The sequence below is a fragment of the Spongiactinospora gelatinilytica genome (assembly GCF_003236385.1).
Lineage (GTDB): Bacteria > Actinomycetota > Actinomycetes > Streptosporangiales > Streptosporangiaceae > Spongiactinospora > Spongiactinospora gelatinilytica.
Window position 1 is genome coordinate 1 of record NZ_POUA01000906.1, and the last position, 413, is coordinate 413.

General features: G+C 80.9%; 1 pseudogene. It reads right to left on the reverse strand.

The features are described from left to right. Positions 1-413: pseudogene (locus C1I98_RS42490) on the reverse strand (hypothetical protein); the annotation flags it as partial.

Consider the following 413-nt stretch of genomic DNA (forward strand, 5'->3'; position numbering starts at 1 on the left):
GTCCGGGGGCTGCGGCGGCGGCGGGACGGGACGGCCCGGCGGCGCGGCCGGGCGCGCGGCGGCGTCGGCCTGGGTGGCGACGTCCCAGCCGTGGACCGGGCCGCCGCCCGTGGGCGGGGCCGAGCCGTCGGCCTGCGTCGGGGTGTCCCACGACGCGCGGTCCTGGATACCGGCGCCCTCGCGCATCTTGCGGAGTTCCTCCGGCGGCACCCGCCGTGTGGGGAACGGGTCGCCCAGTTCGGGCTGCGGTGACTCGTCCAGCAGTGACACGTAGTCGCGGTCGCGCGGCGGCTGCGGCGGGTCGGCCAGGCGGCCGGGCCGCGCCCCCACCGGCGGGGTGGGGAAGTCGCCCTCCCCGGCGAGGCCGGGACCGGCGTACGAGCCGGAGGCGGGACCGGGGCCAGAAACGGGAC